This is a genomic window from Streptomyces sp. NPDC051677, assembly GCF_044453465.1.
Taxonomy (GTDB): Bacteria; Actinomycetota; Actinomycetes; order Streptomycetales; family Streptomycetaceae; genus Streptomyces.
This window is the reverse complement of the sequence record NZ_JBITCT010000042.1, coordinates 24394-42708: the sequence shown is the minus strand read 5'-3', so window position 1 is coordinate 42708 and position 18315 is coordinate 24394. Positions and strand designations below refer to the sequence as shown.

17 protein-coding genes are annotated in these 18315 nt (G+C 69.6%); 12 read left to right on the top strand and 5 right to left on the bottom strand.

The features are described from left to right. Positions 1-109 precede the first annotated feature (109 nt). Entirely contained in the window at positions 110-421 is a 312-nt protein-coding gene (locus tag ACIBAF_RS36770; protein WP_399468925.1) for a DUF6412 domain-containing protein, read from the bottom strand. Positions 422-705: 284 nt separating this feature from the next. Here ACIBAF_RS36770 and ACIBAF_RS36765 point away from each other — a divergent pair, with 284 nt between their 5' ends. Both ACIBAF_RS36765 and ACIBAF_RS36760 read left to right on the top strand, forming a co-directional pair. Then, positions 706-1461 carry a hypothetical protein gene (locus ACIBAF_RS36765; protein ID WP_399468923.1) on the top strand — a complete coding sequence of 252 codons (756 nt, stop codon included), beginning with the start codon at positions 706-708 and terminating at the stop codon, positions 1459-1461. Beyond that, positions 1454-1837 carry a GntR family transcriptional regulator gene (locus ACIBAF_RS36760; RefSeq protein WP_399468921.1) on the top strand — a complete coding sequence of 128 codons (384 nt, stop codon included), beginning with the start codon at positions 1454-1456 and terminating at the stop codon, positions 1835-1837. Before ACIBAF_RS36765 ends, ACIBAF_RS36760 begins: the two co-directional genes overlap by 8 nt. Before the next feature lie 22 nt (positions 1838-1859). Here ACIBAF_RS36760 and ACIBAF_RS36755 read toward each other — a convergent pair whose 3' ends face one another. Further along, the gene (locus ACIBAF_RS36755) at positions 1860-2669 is read right to left on the bottom strand and encodes a class E sortase (protein WP_399468919.1); all 810 of its coding nucleotides are present in this window, start codon (positions 2667-2669) and stop codon (positions 1860-1862) included. 202 nt (positions 2670-2871) lie between these two features. Here ACIBAF_RS36755 and ACIBAF_RS36750 point away from each other — a divergent pair, with 202 nt between their 5' ends. Next, complete coding sequence (locus tag ACIBAF_RS36750) at positions 2872-4347, top strand: beta-1,6-galactanase (RefSeq protein ID WP_399468917.1); 1476 nt, start codon at positions 2872-2874, stop codon at positions 4345-4347. A 133-nt stretch (positions 4348-4480) separates the two neighbouring features. Then, the gene (locus ACIBAF_RS36745) at positions 4481-5497 is read left to right on the top strand and encodes a hypothetical protein (RefSeq protein ID WP_399468915.1); all 1017 of its coding nucleotides are present in this window, start codon (positions 4481-4483) and stop codon (positions 5495-5497) included. A gap of 80 nt (positions 5498-5577) precedes the next feature. On the opposite strand, the gene ACIBAF_RS36740 is transcribed toward ACIBAF_RS36745, so the two are convergent. Continuing rightward, positions 5578-6354 carry an SDR family NAD(P)-dependent oxidoreductase gene (locus tag ACIBAF_RS36740; protein ID WP_399468913.1) on the bottom strand — a complete coding sequence of 259 codons (777 nt, stop codon included), beginning with the start codon at positions 6352-6354 and terminating at the stop codon, positions 5578-5580. 556 nt (positions 6355-6910) lie between these two features. Here ACIBAF_RS36740 and ACIBAF_RS36735 point away from each other — a divergent pair. From ACIBAF_RS36735 to ACIBAF_RS36705, 7 genes are all read left to right on the top strand, one after another. Then, positions 6911-8644 (top strand): ABC transporter substrate-binding protein, encoded by a 1734-nt coding sequence (locus ACIBAF_RS36735; protein WP_399468911.1) that lies wholly within the window; start codon positions 6911-6913, stop codon positions 8642-8644. Positions 8645-8744: 100 nt separating this feature from the next. After that, positions 8745-9248, top strand: a complete 504-nt coding sequence (locus ACIBAF_RS36730; protein WP_399468909.1) for a hypothetical protein — start codon at positions 8745-8747, stop codon at positions 9246-9248. Positions 9249-9319: 71 nt separating this feature from the next. Then, positions 9320-10216, top strand: coding sequence for a ricin-type beta-trefoil lectin domain protein (locus ACIBAF_RS36725; RefSeq protein ID WP_399468907.1), 897 nt, complete (start codon positions 9320-9322; stop codon positions 10214-10216). A 313-nt stretch (positions 10217-10529) separates the two neighbouring features. Then, positions 10530-11375 (top strand): hypothetical protein, encoded by an 846-nt coding sequence (locus ACIBAF_RS36720; RefSeq protein ID WP_399468905.1) that lies wholly within the window; start codon positions 10530-10532, stop codon positions 11373-11375. A gap of 3 nt (positions 11376-11378) precedes the next feature. After that, positions 11379-12695 (top strand): hypothetical protein, encoded by a 1317-nt coding sequence (locus ACIBAF_RS36715; protein ID WP_399468903.1) that lies wholly within the window; start codon positions 11379-11381, stop codon positions 12693-12695. Further along, entirely contained in the window at positions 12692-14575 is a 1884-nt protein-coding gene (locus ACIBAF_RS36710) for a DEAD/DEAH box helicase (protein ID WP_399468901.1), read from the top strand. Before ACIBAF_RS36715 ends, ACIBAF_RS36710 begins: the two co-directional genes overlap by 4 nt. After that, positions 14572-15513, top strand: a complete 942-nt coding sequence (locus tag ACIBAF_RS36705) for a protein NO VEIN domain-containing protein (protein WP_399468899.1) — start codon at positions 14572-14574, stop codon at positions 15511-15513. The genes ACIBAF_RS36710 and ACIBAF_RS36705 overlap by 4 nt, the downstream gene beginning before the upstream one ends. A gap of 9 nt (positions 15514-15522) precedes the next feature. Here ACIBAF_RS36705 and ACIBAF_RS36700 read toward each other — a convergent pair whose 3' ends face one another. Beyond that, complete coding sequence (locus ACIBAF_RS36700) at positions 15523-16062, bottom strand: very short patch repair endonuclease (RefSeq protein WP_399468897.1); 540 nt, start codon at positions 16060-16062, stop codon at positions 15523-15525. 98 nt (positions 16063-16160) lie between these two features. Between ACIBAF_RS36700 and ACIBAF_RS36695 the strand changes: the two genes are divergently transcribed. Next, complete coding sequence (locus ACIBAF_RS36695) at positions 16161-17384, top strand: DNA cytosine methyltransferase (RefSeq protein WP_399468895.1); 1224 nt, start codon at positions 16161-16163, stop codon at positions 17382-17384. Between the two features lie 112 nt (positions 17385-17496). Here the strand turns inward: ACIBAF_RS36695 and ACIBAF_RS36690 are convergent, their stop codons facing one another. After that, complete coding sequence (locus ACIBAF_RS36690) at positions 17497-18270, bottom strand: GIY-YIG nuclease family protein (RefSeq protein WP_399468893.1); 774 nt, start codon at positions 18268-18270, stop codon at positions 17497-17499. Positions 18271-18315 lie beyond the last annotated feature (45 nt).

The window sequence follows — 18315 nt, the reverse complement described above, 5'->3', positions numbered from 1 at the left end:
TGAGTGAGGAGCCCTCCGGGGGGTCTCGTCGTGCCGGGATGGGTGCCGGGGTGTTCCGGGCATGGCGGCAGGACGACCCGCGCGGGGTCTCGATGTCGAAGGTGAGGCCCTACGCGACGGTCGTCGGGAGGGCGTGGCCGGGCGCCCTGGGGCGGGGCCGGCCGGAGGCGTCGGGGTCGCGTTGCGGCAGGAAGGCCGTACGGCGGGCCCGGTCCCTGATGGCCGTACGCACCCGGGTGGGCGGGACGGCGGGGGCGCTGCGCGCGGCGAGGAGCGTGCAGACGGCGAGCGCGGAACCGGCCGCGGCGGTCGCGGCGAGCGCGACGGCGGCGGAGAGGCTGCCGGCGTCGAGGAGGAGGACGTCGAGCACGAGGAGGAGCAGAAGCGGCACGGAGCGCGCGGTGAACCGACTGCGGATCACGCTGCTTCCCCCCTTTCTCCACCGGACCTTCGGTACGGATCCTCTTGGCTCTCCCTGGAACTCCCTGGCTCTCCTTGGAGCTCCCTGGAACTCCCTGGAACTCCTTGCAGCTCCCTGGATCTCCCTTCGTTTATACCTCAGGTGCGATTCCGCGTTGCCTCGGAGGCGGCGACTTCCGGCTTGTACCAAGTGTTTGACACAAGGTCTGGTCGACGGCATCTTGTACTCACCGCTTGATACAAGCGTCACTCTCATCGCTCGCATGACTCACCGGGGGGCTCGACATGCTCGACACCGTCTCGCCCGAAAGACTCCTGGCCCGCGCCGATCTCTGCGCCCGCTGGGCCGGGCTGGCGTTGGGCGCCGTGGTCGCGCAGGCGCTGGCCACCATGGACAGCGACGACATGGCCATGCCCTTCGTCTCCGCCGTCACGGCTTTCGGCCTGTGCGCGGTCGGCGGGGTCCTGCTCGGCGACTCCCTCACCCCCGCCCCGCTGGAAGCGGTCCGCACCGCCGTCCTCGCCCCGCGCCGGGTCCGGGACCACGTACCGCCCCGCATGGCCCCGCTGCTCGTCCTCCAGACGGCCTGCATCGTCGTCCTGCTGACGATCGGGGTCGCCGCGGCCTCCCCCGACAAGGCCGGCCGGACGGGTCGCACCCTCGCCGTCACCTGCTCCACCGTGACCAGGCACCTCGGGCCGTGGCCCGGCCTCTACTACGCCGCCCCGGTCCTCGTCTCCCTCACCCTCGGCACCGCCGCCTGCGTCTGGTCCCTGCGCCGCATCGCCCACCGCCCCGGGGACAACCAGCAGCGCCACGACCGCAGTTGGGCGATCATCGGAGCCTGGGGACTGCTGGTCTCCAGCCAGCTGCTGCTCGTCGTCGGGATGATCGCCAGGGTGCTGTTCTACTCGAAGTGCGCCGGAATGCTGGGCAACGTCACGGCCCTGGTGATCTACCCCCTGGGCCTGCTGAGCCTGTTCGCCCTCGGCTGGTCCCTGTTCACGATCGTCGCGCCCCGGGCCGTGGACGATGAGTGAACCCGCCGTCCGCGTCGACACCACCAGCCAGGTGCCCCCGTACGAGCAGATCCGCGCCCAGCTGGCCTCGTTCATCGTCACCGGCCGACTGGTGGAGGGTGAACGGCTGCCGACCGTACGGCAGTTGGCCGCCGACCTGGGTCTGGCGCCGGGCACGGTGGCCCGCGCCTACCGTGAGCTGGAGGCCGCCGAGCTGATCCGCACCCGCCGGGGCGCGGGCACCCGGGTCGCGGCTCTCCCCGCCGAACCCCAGCACCCCGACGCCGACCGGCTCGCCACCCTGGCCCGCGACTTCACCTCGGCGGCCCGCGCCCTGGGCGCCGGAACCGAAACCATCCTGACCGCCGTACGGGAGGCGCTGGAGCAGCGGTCGTGAGCCGTCGTGAGCCGTCGTGCGCCTAGGATTTCGGCTTCGTGGAGGTCAGTTCGCCCCAGACCACCAGCCGGTAGCGCGAGGTGTACTCGGGGGTGCAGGTGGTGAGGGTGAGGTAGCGGCCGGGGGCGTCGTAGCCGTAGGCGGGCTTGGTGAGGGAGCGGGGCACGGGCCGGATGACGCCCGAGTCGCGGGGTGAGGTCTGCGGCAGGATCTTGTCGACGGTGTAGGTGTAGGTCGCGTTGCGGGTCTCCACCTGCACCTTGTCGCCCTTCTTGAGGTGGTTGAGGTACCGGAACGGCTCACCGTGGGTGTTGCGGTGCCCGGCGACCGCGAAGTTCCCGTTCTGGCCCGGCTGTTGGGTGCCGGTGTAGTGGCCGACGTACCCCTTGTTGAGCACGTGCTGCTTGCTGGTCCCCTCGGCGACGGGGACCCGGAGGTCGAGGCGGGGGATGCGGAGGACGGCGTAGGCCTGGGAGGAGCGGGGGGTGACGGCGGACGACGACCCGTTCCCGGCGCCGTCACCGGACTGCGCGGGTGCGTGAGCGGGCGCGCGACCCGAGCCGTCGTCGGCGCCGGAGCCACTGTCATCGGCGTCGTCGATGACGTCGTCGGTGGCGTCGGAGTCGTCGGCGGCCCCCCACTCCCGCTCCAACGCCTCCACTCTCCTCTCGGCGCCGTCCTTCGCCTCCCGGTTGGTCCACCACAGCTGGTGCACGACGAGGAGCAGGACCAACACCCCGGCGGTGACGAGCAGTTCGGCACCGCTCCAGAGCACCCGCCGATACCGGGCGCGCCGTCGCCGGGTGCTGTGCTGCACGAGGGGAATCCGCACGCCGGGCACCATAAGGGGTGGGGGACAAGGACTCCAGAGGCATACATACGCGGACCTGTCCCGTTCGCCCCGCCGACCCCCTCCGCGCCCTTTCTCTACAGGTTTGAAAAAGGCTCGTCAGAACTCTCGACAACCCCGTGCGTCACACCTGATGCTTCGTGTCGGCCGAACGGGACCGGCCACGACTTTGAGCGGAGTAGTCATGATCCGACGCAGGACACTGCTGGCCGCCACCGGCGGCGCGCTCTTCGGAGGCGCCCTCGCGACGGGCACCGCCCATGCCGACGCGACGATTTCCGTCAATCCGTCGACGACGTACGGCACGTGGGAGGGCTGGGGCACCTCCCTGGCCTGGTGGGCGAACGTCTTCGGCGCCCGGGACGACTTCGCCGACATCTTCTTCACGACCAAGTCGGTGTCCTACAACGGCAGGACCCTCCCCGGCCTCGGCCTCAACATCGCCCGCTACAACCTGGGCGCGTGCAGCTGGAACACCGTGGGCAGCGCGTCGATGGCGGCCTCCGCCAACATCCCCGGGTTCAAGCAGATCGAGGGCTACTGGCAGGACTGGAACAACGAGGACCCGACGTCCTCGGCCTGGGACTGGACGGCGGACGCCAACCAGCGCGCGATGCTGCAGAAGGCGACTTCGCGGGGCGCCACGACGGAGCTCTTCGCCAACTCCCCCATGTGGTGGATGTGCCTGAACCACAACCCCTCGGGCGCCTCGGACGGCGGCAACAACCTCCAGTCCTGGAACTACCGCCAGCACGCGTCGCACCTCGCGGCGGTGGCGTTGTACGCCAAGAACAACTGGGGCGTGAACTTCGCGACGGTCGACCCCTTCAACGAGCCGTCGTCGTCCTGGTGGACGGCGACCGGCACGCAGGAGGGCTGCCACATGGACTCGACCGTCCAGTCGGCCGTACTACCGTACATGCGCAGCGAGTTGGACAAGCGCGGCCTGACGGGGACGAAGATCTCGGCGAGCGACGAGACCAACTACGACCTGGCGCGTACGACGTGGAACTCGTTCTCGTCGACGACGAAGGGGTACGTGAACCGGGTCAACGTCCACGGCTACCAGGGCTCGGGCGGCCGCCGCGACCTGCTCTACACGGACGTCGTGACGACGGCCGGCAAGGCCCTGTGGAACTCCGAGACCGGTGACAAGGACGGCACCGGCCTCACGATGGCGAGCAACCTGCTCTACGACTTCCGCTGGCTGCACCCGACGGCGTGGGTCTACTGGCAGGTCATGGACCCGTCCTCGGGCTGGGCGATGATCGCGTACGACCCGAGCACGCTGGCGGCCGGCGCGGTCACGACGAAGTACTACGTGATGGCCCAGTTCAGCCGTCACATCCGCCCCGGCATGACGATCCTCGACACGGGCGTGAGCTACGCGGCGGCGGCGATCGACAAGACGGCGAAGCGCCTGGTGATCGTCGCGGCGAACACGTCGACCTCGGCCCAGACCCTGACCTTCGACCTGTCCCGCTTCACGACGGTCAGCGGCGGATCGGGTGGCCTGGTCCCCCGCTGGAACACGGTGACGAACGGCTCCGGCGACCTCTACACGTCCCACTCGGACATCAGCCTGAACGGCAAGACGATCAGCGTCCCGTTCGCGGCGGGCGCGGTGCAGACGCTCCAGGTGGACGGAGTGACGATCTAGACGATCGGGCGCTGGACCATCGAGCTGGACGATCGAGATGATCGAGATGATCGAGTAGTGGCCGTGAGGTGATATGGGCCTCTGGCCTGCAGATACCTCTCTTTCGTCACCGGGCGGCGCTACGGTGTCCCCCATGCGCCCCGACACGCCTGCCGAGAACGTCGACCACACCGCCGAAGCGGCACGCCTGGAGCGGACCGCCGGCCTGTATCCCGAGGACGCGGAAGCCCTGCTGTTGCAGGCCGCGGCCCATCTGGAACTGGCCGGCGACCGCCCCGCCGCGACGACCCTCTACGACCGTCTGCTGTCGGCCCCGGTCGGGTTGGACAGCCCCCACCTGGTCCGCGCCCTGAAGGCCTCCAACCTGTGGGAGTACGGCCACGAGGCCGAGGCCCGAGCGATCATCGACGGCATCCGCGCCGCGGCCCCCCGCGATCCGGCCCCCTGGGTGATCGTCGCGGAGTCCCTGGAATCACACGACGAGCTGGAAGCGGCGCAGAAGACGTTCACCGAGGGCGTCAGCCTGCTCCTGGCGGACGCGCCGGAACCCCCGCACGCGTCACATGCGCTGCTGTTCGGCCGCCACCGGGTCCGCAGGATGCTGGGCGTGGCCCACGACGAGTGGGACCTGTTGGCGGACACCCTCCACTCGCTGCCCGTCTCCCTGGACGAGCTCCACGACCCGAAGCGTGTCTGGTCCCTGGGCTCGGACAACCCGGCGGAACTGGAGGCCGAGATCTCCCGCCTCCGCGCCGAGCTGGGCGCCTACCGGGAGGCCCTGTCCCGCCCGTTCCCGGTGGCGGTCCTGCACTGGCCGGCGGGCGAACTGACCGAGCTGGTGACCGCCTACCCGACGCTGGAGGCGGAGTACCCCTCCCACGAGACCCACCTCGCGACGATAGAGGCCTCACTGAGGGAACTGTCGGCCTCGGGGACGGGCAACCTCGGCATCGTCACGGGCACGGTCCCGTCGTACGAGGCCTTCGCGGCCTCGGAGGCGACCTCCCCGGGCGACGCGGACCTGCTGCCCCAGTACGCGACGACGCTGGCGGCACGGGGCCGGGCGGTCGGCTGGCCTCCGGAGCGGGGGGCTGGGTGCTGGTGCGGGTCGGGGGCGGCTTATGAGGGGTGCCACGGGGCGGGGGCGTAAAGAACCGACCCGCCCCGCCACCAGGGCTCAGGCACAGCCCGGGCTCGGGCTCAGGGACCGGTCCCGGTCCCGGTCTCGGCTCAGTCGACGCTCGGTCCGTCGGGCCGCAGCGCGTCCGAGATGGACTTGACGCCGCCGTGCGCGCTGAAACCCCCGTCGACGGGGATCTCCGCTCCCGTGATGAAGGAGGACGCGTCGGAGAGCAGGAAGACGATCAGGGGTGCGACGTCGTCGACGGTGCCGCTGCGACCGAGAGGCGTCTCCCGGATGGTCGTCTCACGGAAGGCCGGGGTCGCGGCGGCCGTCATCTCCGTCTCGATGTAGCCGGGGTGCACGGTGTTGACCCGGATCCCCCGCGGCCCCAACTCCGTGGCCGCGACCTTCGACACGCCCCTCAGCGCCCACTTGCTGGCGGTGTAGGCCACCGGGTAGTAGCCCGTGTACGCGGTGGACGACCCCACGTTCACGATGGACGAGCCCCGCGGCATCAGCGGCGAGAGGTACCGGATGCCCAGCACCGGCCCGACGGTGTTCACCGCATGCACCCGCCCGAAGTCCTCCGGGCTCACTTCCCCGAGCCGGGCCCGATGAATGACGCCGGCGTTGTTGACCAGCCCGTGAATCTGCCCGTACGTCTCACGAAGTTCGGCGGCGAGCTCGGCCCAATCGCCCTCGCCGGCGACGTCAAGACGCCGACAACCGCCTTCGGGACGGACATCAGTGGCGATCACCTCGGCGCCGGCCCGCGCGAGGGCCTCGGCCTCGGCGGCGCCTTGGCCCCGGGCGGCGCCGGTCACTACGACGACCTTGCCGGTCAGGGGGCGAGAGGGGTGATCGCCCTCGGGGGTACGCGTCATGGCGGACAACATAGCTTCGTCAGATGACCCAGAGCTTCGGCGTCGTCGGAATTTGCTAATTTCATTACGCTTTGTTTCGGATGTATCGAATGTCCCCTGAAAGGGCAAACCGTCGGTTAACTTCGGCGAAGGCGGCCGTGGGTACGGCGAGGTCGGGCGTGAGGGGGCTGTCGGCATGCTTGTTTGGCAAGCGTGTGCTTGGGGCGGGCTTGGCGTGCTCCTCAACGAAGCGTGGATGCTGTCCCTGCTCCTGTCGAAAGACGCGGGATGGCCTTGGCGGACCAAACGAAATAGGAGATTCAGCCCCTATTTCGGCGCTCTGGCGCTTCGCCTTTTCATGGGCACCGGCGTGCCGTTCCTTTATGCGTCCACGAATCAGATCTCGGGCCCTTTGGCAGCTGTCACTCTGGGTATCACCGCGCCACTCGCCATTGCTCAACTCGCCGCTCAAGCCCCGCCGCCGCCTGCCCCTGAACCAAAGCGCGCGCCCCGTCGACTGCCCGTTTCCAGTGCTCTTCTGCCCTCCGAGGTCACCGCACCCGAAGAGGGGGCCTAAATGGCTGCCAACGACTTCGAACAGTTCCGCCAGGCCCTGGCGGGCCCGCTGTCCGATGCACGGGCGCCCTTGACGCCGCGCATCACCTACTGGAGTTGGCTCCGGGCGGCCCTGGCATTCCAGCCCGTACGCCCTCCGCTCTCCGACAGTCTCCGATTCGGTTCCGATCTCGTCGACGCCGACCTCGCCGGCGCCCCGTCCGCACGCCCCAGCGCACCTGCACCGCTGTCCGGTCCGGCGGTCAAGCCGTGGCGCAAGGGATGGACACGGCTGCGGCACTCCGGCGTGGCCGCCGCGGTCAGCGCGGCACTCGGCGTGGTGTCCGCTATCGGGTCCACAGGCGGGTACGCGTTGTACCTCCACGCCCAGCAGCGGCACGACGGCTTCCTGCAGAAGCATTGCGGGACGTCGAACCCGGCACTGGAGACGAGGGCCGGCGGCGAGTGCACCGGCGTCACCGACGGCAGCGACGGTCCCGGCGTCTTCGGCACCGCTCTTGAACCCCTGTTGGCCGCCATGCGCGCCGAGAACAGCGAAGCGACCCGTGGTGGCCGCTACGTCACGGTTGCTTTCCTGGCTCCGCTGTCCTCACGGGACACGGCCAAGGGCGAGGCACTGGATCGATTCGTCGCGGAGGCCGAGGGCGCCTATACCGCGGTGGAGCAGGCCAACGCCGACTCCAGCTCACTCAAGATACGTCTCGTTCTGGCCGGCATGGGCAGCGGCGAACGGTACTGGAAGGACGCTGTCGACCAGCTGAAAAGCGTAAGGAACCTGGCCGCCGTCACCGGAATGGGACTGGCCCGGGCTGAGTCCGTCGACGCCGCACGCGAGCTGGACGAGGCCGGGATCCCGATGGTCGCCGACCTCTTCACCGCCGACGGATTCGACACCACCGGCGCCATCGAGGGCAAAGGGTCGATCAAAGGCCTGATCCGCGTCGGCTTCACCAACACGGCCCTGCTCACCGCGGTCGGCAAAGAACTGGCCGGTCAGAAACACACCGCCGCAGTGGTCAGGTCAGTGGCCCCCAAGGGAAGTCCGGATCTCTACACCGAGTCCCTTTACCGTGACTTCATCAGCCTGAACGGATTCAAAAAGCATCTCCTCCCCGCAGCGGGTTTCACCTTCGACCCCAGCAGCCCGAACTCCAGCCTCGACGTCATCGGGCGGGAACTCTGCGACATCAACCCCCCCATCGACACGGTGTACTTCGCCGCCCGAGAGAAATACCTGCCCGACTTCCTCACCGCACTCGGCCGACGCCCCTGTCGCCAGCAGCAGATCACGGTCGTCACCGGAGCGGGCACAGCGGACCTGGACCTCGCCACGGCCGCCCCGCAGCGGCTCGACGCCTCCATCACCGTGCTCTATCCCTCCTTCCCCACCCCCACCGCTCTGCAAAGCGACTCCAACCGCGACCGCGCCCTGTACAACGCCTTCCTGCAAGCCTTCACTCGCGACCACCACGGACAGGCATTCGTCGCCGCCCACGCGACCCGCGGACACTCGGCCGTCTTCGCCCACGACGCCGTCCTGACCGCCGCCACCGCCATCCGCGACGCCGCCACATCCACCGCCACCGCCCTGCCCAGTCGCTACGCCGTCCGCGACCGCCTCTACGCCCTGACCGACGACGCCGTCCCGGGCGCAAGCGGCCGCTTCGGAATCGACGCCACCGGCAACCGGACCACCGCCCCCGTCACCGTCAACCGCCTGGGGGGCGCCCCTTAACCTCCCGTCCGTTGCCGGATTCGTCGATCTCTCACCCGGGGAGACCTGTTGAATGGCGTGGCTGAAGGTCCGTCACTCGACTGGTCACAGGGGGCTGTGGATGTTGTCGGAAATCTTGGTCGCGCTTGCCGCTTCGGGCGGAACAGCGGTGGTGACGGCGGCGGGAACCGACGCCTGGATCGAGACCAGAACCACGGTGGCCCGGCTCCTGGCCCGGGACGGCCAACGCGAAGACGCAGTGCTGCAGCGCCTCGACCAGACCGCCGCCGACCTCGCACGAGCAGCCGCAGGCGACGACGACGCGCAGGGCGTGCTGGAGCGAATAAGCGCCGACCAGGCCGGCTCCTGGACGACGCGTTTCAGGGACCTGCTCACGGATCTACCGGAACGGGAAAGGGACGAGACCGCCAGGGAGTTGGAGTCGCTGGTCGAGCATGTCCGACGGCACGGTCCCGGCTCCGGCGCCTCGGCCGGGGCCGGCGGTGTCGCGGCCAACCGCGATGTGATCATCGACGCCACGGGCGGATCGGTGGCTGCCGGTGTGATGCATGTGCAGGGAGGCGTGCACATGGACCCTCCCAAGCCGGGGGCGGCCCAGGACTGACCGCCCCCGGCTTGTCAGGTCCACAGCAGTCGAGCGGTAGCCGTACGTCTTTGGGAAGGCTGCGGCACGCTATGGGCTTCGGCGCACACGGTGACGGCGGCCGGGTCCCGCGCATCACCGCCCACACCGCCGTTACCGCCGCCCACGGGGGTTGGGCGATCGGACATGCCGAGAACGTCGCCATCGCCGAGAGCGTCGCCGGGCGGGACCGGCGCGTACGCCGCTTGCGCATGGTGGTCGTGCCCGTCGTCGTGGCGGGCGGCACGATCACGGCCATCGCCCTCCTCCCAGGCCTCCCGGGCTCGTCCCCCAGATCAGCAGGCCCCGAGCGCACTCTCCCGGCGCCCTCACTGTCGCCCTCCACATCGGCCTCCACGTCGCCGTCGCCGTCCGGCTCCCCGTCCGCCATCCGCTCCCCGTCGGCCCCGGCCGCCCGCGCGAGCGGCTCCGCGGAGCCCGTGGCCCAGCCGGTACAGACCAGGACCAAGCCCAGGCCCAGCACGGGGAGCAGTCCCGACGCGGGGACACCGCCCCCCGCGAAGTCCGAGTCCGCCGCCCTCTCCCCGGGGTCCGTGTCGGCCCTCCGGAACGCCTCCAACGACCAGTGCGTGTCCGGCAGCGACGGCGACGTCTACCCCGGCTTCGGAACCTGCAGTTCCAGCGACGCCTACACGTGGACGCTGCGCTCCATCGGCGGCGGCGCCTTCGAACTGGTCAACCGCGCGAGCGGAAAGTGCCTCTCGGCGCCCTTCAACAACGACTACTCGACCCAGCTGGAAGCCTGCGACGGCCCCGGAGGAACCGGCTACGTGAAATGGAGCCTCGGCACCGCCGCCGCGGCAGGCCAGCCCCTGAAGAACACCGACACCGGCCACTGCCTGGAGATCGCCGCCCCACCCTTCGGCGGCGCCAAACAGGTCATGGTCACCACCTGCAACAGCACCCGCCGGGAACAGCTGTGGAAATAGGCCGGTTCAGGCCCAGCCCGGAACCGGCCTCCGGCCGCCTCGGCCGCTGACGGCGGTGCGGGGCCGGGGCGTTGGGCGGGAGGGAGCGCCTTCGGGGCCCAGGTCATGCAGCACGACACAGCCGCGTGTGCACGACGGCCGGCAAGCAGCTTGCCCGTCAGACCCCGCACGACCGATCATGAACGCCCGTCGCGCCGAGCGGAGAGACGCGACAATGGGGGCGCAGGCCAGTTCGTGGGCCTGCGGGCAGGCAACGGCCGACTTGACTCCCGCAAGGCGTCACGGCCGTGCGGAACAGGGGGAATTGAGCAGTATGGAGACCGACAACGCCGCGCCCTGCCGCCATGCGGGAGTGCCGCCGGCCGCCGTGGTGGGCTCTGTGGTCCGCCTCATCGAGAACCTTGGAGCGCATCCCGACCTGCTCGCCAGTCATGGGCTGACCCAGCAGGAGTTCGCAGGCGCCCTGCCCGCCGCCATCGAGCAGATCCGTGGCCGTAAGAGCGCTGGCATCGCCGACCGCCGCGAGTTCGTGACGTCGATGCTGCAGGGCCTCGTGGAAAGGGGCGTCGCCACGGCGCTGGAGGTGCCGAAGCAGGGCGACGACACCGTCTACCGGCTGGCCGTCAAGGGACTCGGGAATGTGGCGATCATCCAGAAAGGCGCCCCGGACGGCGTGCACAGCAGTGTGAACTGGACGGTCCCCGACTGGGCGCAGGAGGCCTACCTCTGGTGGGTCAGCGACGGTATGACGCGCAATCCAGGCAGCGACGTGGTCAAGGGCGTCGGCAGGCTGCGCAAGGTGTTCTTCTCGGAGCCCCGTCGGATGCTGGACGGAGTGATCTTCCAGAGCGGACTGTGCGGCACCGCCGGCCGTCGCTGCCCGAAGTCGGAGTACGCCGCGGACTTCGGCGGCCAGAGCGTGCCGCCGCCGTGCGTCTATGTGATGCCGGACCACACGCCGCAGGGGTCGTCCTGGAACTGGGACGGCGCGACCCGGCGACGGTTCCCCGAACTGCTGCTCGGCGCCTTCGGCATCCCCGCGGCGAAGGCCCCCCTCTTCACCGGCCATGTCGGGTTCCAGAACGGCGAGCGCGATACCAAGCGCACGGTCATCACCTCGCGGTTCGGCCCCGCCCAAGTCACTGCGTTCAGGAGCTGAGCTGTGAGCATTCCCCTGGGAGACCCCGACCGCCGCTCCTTCCTGGCCGCGCGTCAGCCGGAAGGGCACGTCCCGTTGTCGGCCTGGCCGCGGACGAACAAGAGCATGCCCCTCGTCGAGCTCGACACCGAGTGGGTCCGCTTCTCGACGCAGAACCACCGCACCAAGGCGGAGCAGCAGCGAGAGGCCCAACAGCGCGGGCAGGACGACCTGTTCACCTCCGACCCCCTCGGTCCGCCCGCGCAGGAGGTGCAGTTCCTCATCCTGTCCGGCCAGTCGAAGTTCGACGAGCTGAAGGAGGACCTTCTGGCGCGCGGCCAGAAGGAGCCGGCGATCGTCACGGCCGACGGCGTGCTGATCAACGGAAACCGCAGGACCGCCGCGCTGCGCACGCTGCGCCGTGAAGGTCACCAGCAGTTCGGCTACGTGCGCTGCCTGGTGCTGCCCGCCGACGCGACTCCCGAGGAGATCCTGGTCCTGGAGGCCGAGCTCCAGGTCGCGCGGGACTTCCGGGAGGACTACTCCTGGATCAACGAGGCGATGATGATCGAGGAGCTGTACGAGCTGTCGGGCCGCGACTGGGACCGGACCGCTCAGCGCATGCACCGCAAGGCCGGGGACGTGCGGATGCAGTACGAGAAGCTCCTGCTGGTGCACCAGTTGGTGAACCAGTCGCAGGGCACGCGGCTGCCCATCGACTTCACCGACAACGAGTCGGCCTTCGAGGAGTTGGCGAAGCACATCCGCAACAAGCCTCGTGACGAGGCCGAGAGCGTCAAGAAGAGCTACTTCCTGGGCATACTCTCGGGCGCCAACTACCGTCAGCTGAGGCATCTGCGGTGCGAGGACGCGGAGACGCTGGTCGAGCGGGAGCTCCTGGGCGAGTCGGCGCTCGAGGGGGTTCTCGCCACGGCGAGGAGCGCGGAGTCCGCGACCGACGACAGCGATCCGCTGAGCGATTTCATGGGAGAGGACGGCTCCCAGGAGTCGGTCGTCGAGGACGTCCTCAGTCTCGTCGTCACCCGGCGCCCCGAGGCCGTCGTACAGCTGCCCGACGGCTCCGCCGTTCCCATGAAGAGCGTGCTGGGCAGTCTGTCCGGCGCGGTCAACGCCGCCGCCCGCGAGGCGGAGGAGCGCAACCGTGAGCAGAACACGGTGGACGCGCCGTTCCAGCGGGCGGACAAGGCGTTCAGGGAGCTTGAGCGCATCCCGTCGCTGCTCGGCAAGAGCCGCGCCCACTCCGCGTGGGACGAGGAGGCGTTCCAGAACGAGGTCGACCGGATCGCGAAGCTCGTCGAAGAGCTCCGGGAGACTTCGTGATCTCTGCCGAGCTGGAGTTGCACGTCCGCCCGGTCGTCGTCCTGCGCCGGCACGAGGGAGCGAACCCGGGCGCATGGGCGCTGTTGCAGGAAGCGTTGCAGCGCGGCGTCGTGGGCGGCTCGCACGACGTGATCGAAGCCCGGGTCGACGTCTTCTTCGCCGAGCTGGAGGCCGTAGCGGACGCCCGGCGGCGCTTTCGCCAGCCGATCGAGTTCGGCGACGAGCTCGGCCGGCAGCTGCGCGCGCTCGCCGAGGACCGCAGGAAGCGGGACAGGGTCCTGGGGGACGCGTCCGCCGTGGACCCGGACGCGCTGGCGGCCGAGCTCGCCGCGACGGGGTTCCGACGTCGGCTGAAGCCGTTCCAGTTGGAGAACCTGGCCCGGTTGACGAGCCTCCCGCACGGCGCCGACTTCTCGGTGCCGGGTGCGGGCAAGACGACGGTCGCGCTGGCCGGGTTCGCGTTGAGCCGGGCGCGCGGCGACGTCGAACAGCTTCTGGTGATCGGCCCGATCGCCGCCTTCCAGGCGTGGAAGGAGGACGCGGCCGCGTGCCTGAGCCCGGCGCCGGTGCTGGAGGTCCACACCGGGCCGCGCACCCTGCTGCGGGACGACCTGGACATCCTGGTCACCAACTACAACCGGGTGGCCTCGGATTACGACCGCATCCGCGCCTACGTCAGCCGCCGCCCGACCCAGGTCGTCCTCGACGAGGCGCATCGCATCAAGAAGGGCGAGGCCGGGGTGCACGGCCGGGCGGTGCTGGACCTCGCCTTCGCCGCCCGTCGGCGCGACGTCCTCACCGGCACGCCCGCGCCGCAGGGAGCGAACGACCTGGTGGCGCCCATGCGCTTCCTGTATCCGGGGCAGGACCGCAAGATCCTGCCCCGCGGCGCGTACACGGAGGCGAACGGACGGGACCCCGACGTCGTAGCCGAGACCAGTGCCGCCATCCACCGGTACTTCGTCCGCACCCCGAAGTCCCGGCTGGGGCTGCCTCCCACCGAGTTCGAGATCGTCGCCGAGCCGATGGGGCGCGTCCAGCGGGCGGTCTACGAAGCGCTGGAGGGCCGCTACCGGGGCGAGTTCTCGCTGGCGGTGAAGGACCGGCGCGACTTCAGCAGGCTCGGGCGGATCATGATGTATCTGCTGGAGGCCGCGACGAACCCGGCGCTGCTGGTCGCCGGCTCCGACGAGCACGACCAGTCCGAGTTCGCGCACCCGCCGCTGGAACTGCGCGGCGACGAGGCGCTCGCCGACCTGCTGCGCGAGTACGCCGAGTACGAGTCCCCGTGGAAATACCGCAGGGTCCGGCAGATCGTGGAGGAGGCGGCCGCCCGCGGCGAGAAGGTGCTCGTCTGGTCGACCTTCGTGCGGAACCTGAAGCTGCTGAGCGGCGTGCTGAAGGACTTCAGCCCGGCGGTCGTCCACGGCGGGGTGCGGCCCGCCGACGGGGCGCCGCCCGGCACGCTGACCCGGGACGCCGAGTTCGACCGCTTCCGCAACGACCCCGACTGCCATGTGCTCCTGGCGAACCCCGCCGCCTGCGGCGAGGGGGTCAGCCTGCACCACTGGTGTCATCACGCCGTGTACCTCGACCGCACCTTCAACGCCGGTCACTATCTGCAGAGCCAGGACCGCATCCACCGTCTCGGGCTGCGCGAGGACGTCGTCACCCGCTTCACGCTGCTGCTCAGCCAGGACAGCGTCGACGAGACGGTCAACAGCAGGCTGCGCGAGAAGATCGTCGTCCTGTCCCAGCTGATGAACGACCCCGGCCTGGTGGCGGCCGCGCTGCCCGAACCCGACACCGACGAGAGCGTCCCGGCCGTCGCGGACGACGACGCGACGGCCCTCCTGCGAGCGCTGCAGCGCCGGTCATGACGCTGCTGCCCAGCCACGGCATGGCCTTCGGCGTGCTGCTCCTGGCCCATGCCGCGGTCCGCTCGCCGCGGGCCGACGCCGCGTCCTGGGCGCGAGCGGCCGCCGACCAGGCCCCCTACTGGGCTCGCTCGCTCAACCTGCGCGCCACGGCTCAGGCCCTCGCCCGGCACGGCCTCGCCACGGAGACGGAGACGGGCCTACAGCCGTCGGAGCGGCTACGGACGCTCGCCGTCCTGGAGTCGCACGCCCTTCAGGCGACGGCCCGAATGCTGCTGGCGGCCGCGCCCCCGTCCTGGCTGCCCTTGGCCGTCCGCTCCGCGACCGTCATCCGCGACTACGTTCCCGCCGCCGACCTCAAGGCGCTCGCCTGGCTGGAGCCGGAGCTGGACGCGCTGCTGATCGACGCCGCCGCCCAGCAGCGCTGGGCAGACGAGGACGCCTGGCGGACGCGTCTGGGAGCGGCGGCTGAGGCGGCGGTCCTCTCCGCCCTGCGCCGAGCGGGCCGCGAGGCCGTGCAGGTCTCCCTGGTCTCCGACGCCTACGGCTACGACATCGACGTGTGCGATCCGCCCACGGCGCAGATCGAGGTGAAGGGGGTCGGGCCGCAGACGCGGGGAAGCTTCCACCTCACCCGTCACGAGTACGAGACCGCTCAGCGCCGCCGCGGCACGTGGCGCCTCGTGCAGGTCGTCTTCCACTCCTCCGCGTTCAACGCGGCCGTGCTCGGCCCCGACCACGTCTCGGAGGTGCTCTGCCTCACTCCGGAAGCGCTGCACGCCGTAGTCCCCGAGGACACCGAAGCCTTCGTCTGGGAGCAATCCGCCCTGCTCACGCCGCCCGCGACCGCCTGGCGGACCGTGGACCTCAAGCCGGCAGCGGACTTCAGCGCGCCCGGCCTGCGGCCACGGGCCGTGCCGCACCAGCAGCGCAGGCGCTGACCGCAGCGGTCAGTCGGTCTCCGAGCCGCCCGGGGCGTTCGGGGCGTTCGGGGCACCCGGAGCGATCGTGGTGCGGCGCGGATGCGCCCGCCGCGCCTCGGCCACTGCCTGCTCCACCCGGGCCGCCGCCTGAACCGGGTCCTCGTGCTCCCACACCCGTACGACCGCCCAGCCCGCCTCCGCGAGCCGCTGGTCCGTGTCCACGTCCCGCGTCCGGTTGCGCTCCACCTTCGACGCCCAGTAGCCGCCGTTGCGGACGGCGACGGTGTGGTGCTCTGGACAGCCGTGCCAGAAACACCCGTCGAGGAAGACGGCGACGCGCGCCTTGGTGAACACCAGGTCGGCGGTGCGGCGCAGTTCCTTGATCGGGCGGGCGGCGACCCGATAGCGCAGCCCCCGCGCGTGCACCGCCCGGCGCAGAGCCAGCTCCGGTTTGGTGTCGCGGCTCTTGTTCGCCTGCATGCTGGCCCGCACGGCGTCGGAGGAGGCCCAGGATCCCCTCTCGGCCATCGTGCCCTTCTCAACGGCCTCGGACTCATCCCCATCCATGGCTCCACCGTAGTGCGGACGCGACGCCTCCGTCCCCGGAGACTCCTGAAAACCGTCCGCACACCGTGATTGTCAGTGCCCTCCCGTACCATCGCCGGGTGACCACAGAGCTCCCGTCTGATCTTGACTCCACCGCCTCGACCGCCGCCTCGACGCCTTTCGAGGTCGCCGAGTTCTTCGCCGGAATCGGCCTGGCCCGGCTGGGCCTGGAGCGCGCCGGAAGCTTCAAGGTCACCTGGGCCAACGACCTGGACGCCCAGAAACACGACATGTACAAGGGCCACTTCGCCGACCCCGAGGACCACTACGTCCTGCGGGACATCCGGGAGATCGCGGGCGACATCCGCTCCGAGCTGGCCCCGGGCCGCGTCGACCTCGCCTGGGCGTCCTTCCCCTGCACGGACCTCTCACTGGCAGGGGGCCGCTCGGGCCTGGCGGGCAAGCACTCCAGCACGTTCTGGGACTTCACCGACGTGATCGACGCCATGGGCAAGCGCGACGGCGAGCTTCCCAAAGTGATCGCGCTGGAGAACGTCAACGGCTTCGCCACCAGCCACAACGGCGCCGACATGAAGGCCGCCATCGAGCGACTGAACACCCTCGGCTACTGGGCTGACGTGGTCACCCTGGACGGCCGCCGTTTCGTCCCCCAGTCCAGACCACGCCTCTTCGTCGTCGCCGCGAGCGAGAAACTGACCAAGCCCGCAGTCGACGATCGCCGGGACACCGCGCTGCGCCCCTCCTGGCTCGACCGCGTCCTCGACGACGAGGGTCTGACGACCCATCGCACCCTGCTCGACGAACCCCCTGCCCTGCGCACCACGGGCTGGACGGACCTCGTCGACCCCGACAACGACCCGTACGTCGAGTGGTGGGACGACAACCGAGTCACCCACTTCGAGAGCCAGCTCTCCGACCTCAACAAGGCCCGCGTCGAGAAGCTCAGCAGCGAACCCGAGCCGTCCTACCGCACGGCCTACCGACGCACCCGAAACGGCGTCCCCGCCTGGGAGATCCGCGAAGACGACGTGGCCGGCTGCCTGCGTACCGCCCGCGGCGGCTCCTCCAAGCAGGCCGTCGTGCGCATGCAGAAGGACGAGCCGATGCGCGTGCGCTGGATGACGGCCCGGGAGTACTCCAAGCTCATGGGCGCCCCGGACTACATCCTCCCCGCCAAGCGCAACCAGGCGATCATGGGCTTCGGAGACGCGGTTTGCGTGGACGCGGTGGCATGGCTCACGGAGCACTATCTCCAGCCTCTGATGACGGGCGCCCTGTCACAGGGGCCAGTCCCGGCACAGCGGGGGGCGTCCTCGTCGTAGCGGGGTCTCGGCGGGCGGGTCGCCTTGTGGGTAGCTACTGAGTCGAACTCGTGGTGTCCAGGTCAGTAACGCCGTCTGGGAGCGTCGGCTACCCACGAGGCGACCGGAAGGATTAGTCCTCTACTTCGGTTGCTTCGCCTTCCGCGTACTCCTGCGGAATCTTCAGGTCGTCGAGTCGGCGGTTGCTTAGCCATTCAAGCCGCTGGGCCTGCAGATGCAGCGTTCTCCGCAGACCGTTGCTGGGCTCTCGCTCACTGATGAGTTGAGCTAGGCGTGCCACATGATTGGCACGTCGGGCGATTCTGATGTCAGCATGCTTGCGATCATCCCAAAGAACCTCTGGAATGATCTTCCCCCTTGCAACCTCAGGCAGAATTACCGGGTTGCCGTCACTCACAGGAACAGCTTCATTAAGAACTGCACCAAAATGCGACTCTGCTTTAAGGCGAGAATACACCTCTGCTTCATAGCGGTCCAGCAGCTGCTTCCGTGCCTTCGCAAGTAGCTTTTTGCGCCCCTCTGCAGTCAAGCCAGGTTCACTGCTCGGCAGTTCAAAATTTGCGACATCATGAAGCGTCCAGACTGCGATCTCCGCCACCTCGAAGGGGTCCAGGACAAATTTCGCAACTGCATCACTACGTTGACCTGTCAGATGCCGACCCACTCGCGCCGAAACACCTTCTTGCGTCTGACCCACATAAATAGGCTCCTCGTCGTAGTCGTAAAATGCATAGATGGCGGCCTTAGCATTCCCGACGGTTCGAGGAGTGGGACGCGAGGGCGCTAGGTGCGCATTGACATCTGGACGCTTATAGAATTTACCGATCTCGGCAACGATGAGCTGCGTTGCACGTGGGGCGTCCCTGGCCATCTTTTCGCTTGCCACACCGATCCTCTCGCAGGTGTACAGGATCGGATCAGCTTAGTAATG